The following is a 6,200-nucleotide window of genomic DNA, read 5'->3' as shown; positions in this document are numbered from 1 at the left end:
AGAACTGGGTGGCTTTCTTTAATATATCCCTCTCCTCCTTGAGGATACGGTTCTCGCGACGAAGTCGTTCGTTCTCGCGCGCAAGCTCGCGATCCTCGGGCGATACCACATCCGTGTCGAGGTGCGCGTTCGCCCACTTGTTCAGCGTCGAAAGACCAACGCCCAAATCATCCGCAACTTGTCGCCGTGTCAGCCCGCTTGTCAGCGCAATTCGCAAGGCATACTTACGGAATTCATCTGTTCGTCCCTCGCCCATAGTTCGTCTCCTTTGCTGCAAATCATGCTATCAAAGGAGCGGCACCAAACCGCTACACGTCCAATATGGCCCCTAGTGCAGATATCCTCATGTCATATCACAATACAGGCCACACCATTACTGGACGATCAGATCCGCATGCAGCGCCCCGGCGGCGTGAATGGATTTCAAAATATCGATCATATCGCGCGGGCGAACACCTAGGGCATTCAAGCCTTCCACAAGTTGACTGAGCGAAGCATTGTCGACAACTTCGGCGAAACCAATGCCTGGCTCTTCACGCACCTCGGCAAAGGTTCGTGGGACAGTCACCGTTTCGCCGTCCGAGAATGGATTGGGCTGCGATACCAACGGAGCCTCGCTAACCGTCAGGGTCAGGTTTCCTTGAGAAACCGCGACTCGTGAAATACGCACACGCTCCCCCATGACGATCGTTCCTGCCTTGTGGTCAATGACCACCTTCGCACGATCTTCAGGCTCCACCATCAGGTTTTCGATCCGACCTACGACTCTTGCAGGATTCACTTCGCCCAGATTCTGGAATTCGACAATCACCGTTCCACTATCTTGTGTGATCGCCAGTCGCTTGCTGAAGTCGCGATTGATTGCGTCCTCAATACGTGTGGCTGTCGTGAAGTCAGCATTACGCAACGCGATTCGAATATTCTGAACTTCGGCGAAATCGAATTCTACTTCGCGCTCGACGCGGGCGCCAACCGGTATTGTTCCCCCTGTTGGCACACCCTCAACCACTCGCGAAGCTTCGCCCGTCACCGAGACACCGCCAGCTATAATCGACCCCTGAGCAACCGCATAAATATTACCATCTGCAGCTTTCAAGGGTGTCATGACCAATGTTCCGCCCAGCAGGCTTTCCGCATCACCTATCGTCGACACGCTGACATCAATTCGACTGCCCGATCTGGCAAATGGCGGAAGGGTGGCGGTGACAATGACGGCGGCAACGTTCTTCGAACGCATGGCGTCATCGGTCACATTGGTTCCCAACCGTTCCAGCAAACCAGCCAGCATTTCTTCGGTGAACGGCGCATTGCGCAAGCCATCCCCGGTGCCATCCAATCCGACCACCAGTCCATAGCCCACAAGATCATTTCCCCGAACACCATCAAAATCAGCAATATCTTTGATACGAACGGGCACTGCAGCCGCAGCCGAGCACCAGATCAAAGTCAGGAAGATCAGAAAATTCCTCATCTTAGAAACTCCGAAAGTTTCAGCTGCGACAAGCGGGCCGTTACAGTGTATAGAGTTTGCAACTGGGATTCGATCTGGGTCAGCGCGCCCGCTGTTTCATACGGATCCGCCAGACGAATATCATTTCGAGCGGTTTGCATGACCGTCATGATCGCTGCATTCTCGGTTTTGGCCCGCTCGGAAAACTGTTGATTTTGCCCGATTCTTGCCATTTCGGCTAGCAGCTCGGAATCGTTGCCCAGCAAGATCTGCCCGCCTATTTGCATCAGTTCACGTTGCTGCTGATAGTCACCCGAAAGCACCCCCTGGTCCACAAGGGCTGCGGTAGCCAGGCCTTTCAAGACCTCGCGAACAGAATGAGACGATGCATCTGTCGTCATGCGAAGCGATTGCGCGTCGGTAATCGGGACCACCTGCGCCAAATTCACCGTCCCTTGGTACGCGACATCCAGATACCCGCCCCCGCCCGAAGGCGCCTCGAACCAATCGTTGACTGCCGTCGCGATATCAGCCGCCGATGTCATTCCCACCGTCAGAGCCGAAAGATGACCGAGAATCTCGTCCCCCGGGATCAACGCTGGTTGATCGAGATTCTGACCGGAAAACAGAAACACCCCGGCCGAGCTACCATTCAACCTCGAAACCACAGCGGAAAACGTCTCGGAAACCTCTCGCGCGCGCATTTCCAATAGTCCGACCGATTCACTAAACGGGGGCGAAATCAACGAAATGCCAAGCTGCGAGGTTTCGGACTGCACCTGGCCCAGAACATCCTGCATTCCGGTCAGGCGAAGACTGGCTTCTTCGGCATTATTTTTAAAGCGGTTCGCCGCAGAAAACTGGTTTTCAATTGCACGAAGCACTTGCGTATTTCCCTGCAATCGCTGCCCAATATCGGAAACTTCGCCGCTGGCCAACTCGTCTGTCAACGTCCCCAGAGAAAGCTTGAGACGGTTGGACGCTGTTTGCAGTGCGAATGCCCTTGCCTGATCGCCAATCGAATAAATAGCCATCTTCAAATCCTCAGAATTTGATCCATCATTTCTTCGATTGCCTGAACAACCCGTGCATTGGCCGCGTAGGCCTGTTCATATTGCAACAAGCGCTGCATCTCGGCGTCACTATCCACGCCTTCGGACATCAATGCCCCCGACACCACTTCCCAGCGACTCGTCGTCATGCTCAGCTCTGTTTCCGCAGTGACACGTCGTGTCGTGACACGCGCCTCGAGGTCAGCAAAACGATCCTGCAATCGCCCACTTCCCCAAAAAGGGCTTTGCGCGTCCGGGAGGAGGGAAACCGACAGCGAATCAACGATACTGGAAAGCAAGGAACTATCACCTACCGGTCCTGCATTCGTGGCACCTAGACCACTGCGCATGCGCCAAACCTCGCCGTTTTCCGGGGCAACCAGCGCATTCACCTCTATTCGAGAAGAAAATCCGACCAGTGACACCGCATCTGCGCGCTGACCCGCATCTGTGAAAAGACCCGGGTCACCTGGGGCAAGCGTTGCATCGGTCGTCGGGGCTGAAACTCGCTGATGAAGATCAAATGCCAACGCATCGAGCTCTGCTTGGATTTGAGGGGCGTGTTCGTCACGAATTGCGAAATTGGCAGAAAGCGCACCGCCAGAGAACAAAGCCATACGATCTTGCGTCAGTTCATGTCCGTTGATGATCAATCGTCCAACGGGCGGTGTGCCGACATTCATATCGGCCGTGACCTGCCCGATCGCATGGTATTTGATTTCAACCGGTTTACTGCCATCCAGCAATTGTGCGCCCCCGGCCGTAAACAGCGCAACCGAACCATTTTCGCGCGGAATTTCCTGAACCGGTACGATCTTCGAAAGGGAATCGATGACGCCCTGTCGGTGGTCAAGCAGACCGGATGCATCCGCGCCTTCTGCCTGTGCCCTGGCGATCTTGCGATTGAGAAGCGCCACCGTTTCAAGCGAAGAGTTCAGTTCAACGACGTTTCGGGCGATCTCTGCATCGGCCGTGCTTCTGGCGACCTGAACCTGATCGGATGCATCGTTCAGTCGACCAGCAAGCCGGGTCGCGGAATCAACCACCTCTACCAGCCGCAACTCGTCGTCCGGACGGGATATAGCCGCCTGTAACGCAGAGTGAAAACCCGTCAGGGCCGCGCCCAAGGCTGAATCTTCGCCCGGCATGCCGATCACGGCGCCGATATCCGAGAAAAAATCACTCAGAATCGCCATCTCGGATTTGGACGAACCTGCGAGGCGGGCTTCCGAGACAAGACTGGTGTTGACCATCCGTGTGACGCCCTCAATGCGCACCCCCCCCATGCCCCCACCCAAAGGTTGGGACGTCACGGACAGCTCTCGCCGCGCATATCCCGGCGTCATGACATTGGCGAGATTGGAGGCCACCGTTTCCGTGCCCTTCGCTGTCGCGGTCAACCCCGACAACGCGTTGTTCAATGCCCCTGCAATACTCATCTCCGATCCCTGCCTTGGCTACCTATCGCTTGATATTCGTCGTTTCCTGCAGCATTTCATCGACCGTCTGAATGATCTTGGCATTCGATGAATAGGCACGCTGTGTCTGAATGAGATGGGTCAGTTCCTCGGCGACATCAGTGGTTGATGCCTCCCGTGCATAGCCCTGCACCGCCCCGGTTGGCCCATCCCCGGCATTCCAGAGAAAGAAATTCCCCGAGGTCGGCGAAATCTGAAAAGCCTGCGCATTGACGGAAATCAAACCGTTGGGGTTCGGCACGTCTGCAAGAGGTATCTGATACAGCGTTTTGACGAAACCGGTGTCATAAGTCGCCTTCAGAAATCCATCCTGATCGACCTCGACAGTGGTCAGATTCCCGACAGGAGAGCCGTTCTTGGAGATATTCGTGGGTGAGAAGCTATCCGATAGCTGGCGCAGTCCGGTTACCCCCCCTGGCGTACCGATATCAATTTCCATTGCTCCCCCCGCCACATTCAGTTCGAGAAGGCCGGTTGTGTCATCATATGTTCCTCCTGAAAGAACCGTGACATTGGCGATGCTGCCGCCATTGGTTTGTGAGTCGTCGAAATCAATACGGTAGGATCCCACCAGATTCGCCATTGGGTCAGACGCAGAATCGCGGATCTCGACTGTCCAGGAATTCGACATTCCCATGGGGTCCGACGTGTCGGGGATAAACGTGATGTCGAGCGATTCCGACGTTCCGAGATTGCCGAAATATTCCACCTTCAGCGCCAATGGATCGCCAGAAGCGGTTGGGCGGGTTTCGGCCGCGGGCAAATTGACACCAAGACCGATTCGCGTCGTCGGATCACCAGCGGTCTGGTTGGCCGAAATACGCACAGGCTCCAACGTGCCCATCGTATCCCTTGGCATGATCGGGACCGTACCATACGATTGCGCGGGCCAGCCAAGAAGGACCAGCCCCGAATCCGTGCGCAGCACACCTTCAGCATCCGTGCGGAACGAGCCGGTACGTGTCATCATCATCGGAAGCTGACCAAAGCCATTGTCCAGATCGACAGCTGATGTGACCGGCAGCATGCCCCGACCGCTGATCGCAATATCCAGCGGATGCGAGGTTGGCACCATCGCACCATCCTCGTCAATCTCGCGATAGGTCGAGGCGCGCACCCCGCCAGCGGAATAGAGACCGGTCGCCCGGTTCTGGTTCAGCACGAAGGCGTCGAACTCGGTCTCCATGCGCTTGTAGCCATAGGTGCCGGAATTCGCGATATTGTCGGAAATCGTTGCAAGGCGGGTCGAGTTGGCGGCAAGCCCGACAACACCGGCATTCAGGGCTGAAGACATGGACATGAGAGCAACCTTTTCAAAGCAAGTCAGGGACAATATCGGCGCGACAGCTTAAGATTCGCCTAAGCGCCGCCAATTCGTGATGTCATCGAAGCAGAATCACCTCGATGCGGTTGTTTGCCGGTGACATCGGGTTGGCCAGACGGTTCCTGCGATCGGCATAGCCGGTCACACGCTGGATCCGACGAGCCTCAAGGCCGGCGCGCTCGATCAGGTTTCGAACGGCATGCGCCCGCGCATCTGACAAGGCCCAGACCGGTGAAGAAACCAGCGTCTCGGGATAGGCGCGCACATGCCCCGAAATCGCAAGATCATTGCGCACATGCGACAGCACACGCGCAACGATTCCGGTCAGCTCCTTTAGTGCGGGCTGCGGCTGGGCGGTATCTTCGACAAACAATGGCTCATCGACCAGATCCCCCAATTCGATCACCAACCCCTCATCCGTCATGCGGGTCACGACATGGCGCAACAGGTTGGTCAACTGCATCGATTCTGCGCCGGTCCCGGTCAGCCGGTTCTGCACTTCACGAGCAAGCTGTTCGAACTCGGCGGCTTTCTGGCTGTCAGGCAGGGATTGCTCGACCGCATGGCGAACACCTTCCTGGGTGCCATCGCCGCTGGCGCCGGGCATATGCACGATGGTCGGGTTGAAATAGTCCGCCAGCCCCGCGCGCTGCTTTTCCGTGGTGGCGTTCAGCAGCCACATCAACAGAAAAAATGCCATCATCGCGGTGACGAAATCCGCATAGGCGACCTTCCACGCGCCACCGTGATGTCCATGGTCCTCGGCGGGGGCCGATTTCTTGATAATGATACTGGGCCCGTTCGAGCCCTGTTGCGCGGCCATGACACCACCTGAACTGGGAAACACTCCGGGAATGTCGGTCCAATTCAGGTGGCAAACAAGTTAACGCATCAAA

6 protein-coding genes are annotated in these 6,200 nt (G+C 56.3%); all 6 read right to left on the bottom strand.

The window, feature by feature from the left end:
• Positions 1-256: transposase (locus tag PAF17_RS15035; RefSeq protein WP_271889921.1), on the bottom strand; the 256-nt coding region annotated here is incomplete at its 3' end.
• A gap of 117 nt (positions 257-373) precedes the next feature.
• The gene (locus PAF17_RS15030; protein WP_271889920.1) at positions 374-1,471 is read right to left on the bottom strand and encodes a flagellar basal body P-ring protein FlgI; all 1,098 of its coding nucleotides are present in this window, start codon (positions 1,469-1,471) and stop codon (positions 374-376) included.
• Positions 1,468-2,484, bottom strand: a complete 1,017-nt coding sequence (locus PAF17_RS15025; protein WP_271889919.1) for a hypothetical protein — start codon at positions 2,482-2,484, stop codon at positions 1,468-1,470. The genes PAF17_RS15030 and PAF17_RS15025 overlap by 4 nt, the downstream gene beginning before the upstream one ends.
• A 2-nt stretch (positions 2,485-2,486) precedes the next feature.
• The gene (gene flgK / locus PAF17_RS15020; protein ID WP_271889918.1) at positions 2,487-3,941 is read right to left on the bottom strand and encodes a flagellar hook-associated protein FlgK; all 1,455 of its coding nucleotides are present in this window, start codon (positions 3,939-3,941) and stop codon (positions 2,487-2,489) included.
• Between the two features lie 22 nt (positions 3,942-3,963).
• Complete coding sequence (locus tag PAF17_RS15015; protein WP_271889917.1) at positions 3,964-5,280, bottom strand: flagellar hook protein FlgE; 1,317 nt, start codon at positions 5,278-5,280, stop codon at positions 3,964-3,966.
• A gap of 82 nt (positions 5,281-5,362) precedes the next feature.
• Positions 5,363-6,127, bottom strand: a complete 765-nt coding sequence (locus PAF17_RS15010) for a flagellar motor protein MotB (protein WP_271889916.1) — start codon at positions 6,125-6,127, stop codon at positions 5,363-5,365.
• Positions 6,128-6,200: the final 73 nt, after the last annotated feature.

Source organism: Paracoccus onchidii (assembly GCF_028294535.1).
Taxonomy (GTDB): domain Bacteria; phylum Pseudomonadota; class Alphaproteobacteria; order Rhodobacterales; family Rhodobacteraceae; genus Paracoccus; species Paracoccus onchidii.
This window is presented reverse-complemented; position numbering and strand designations above follow the sequence as displayed.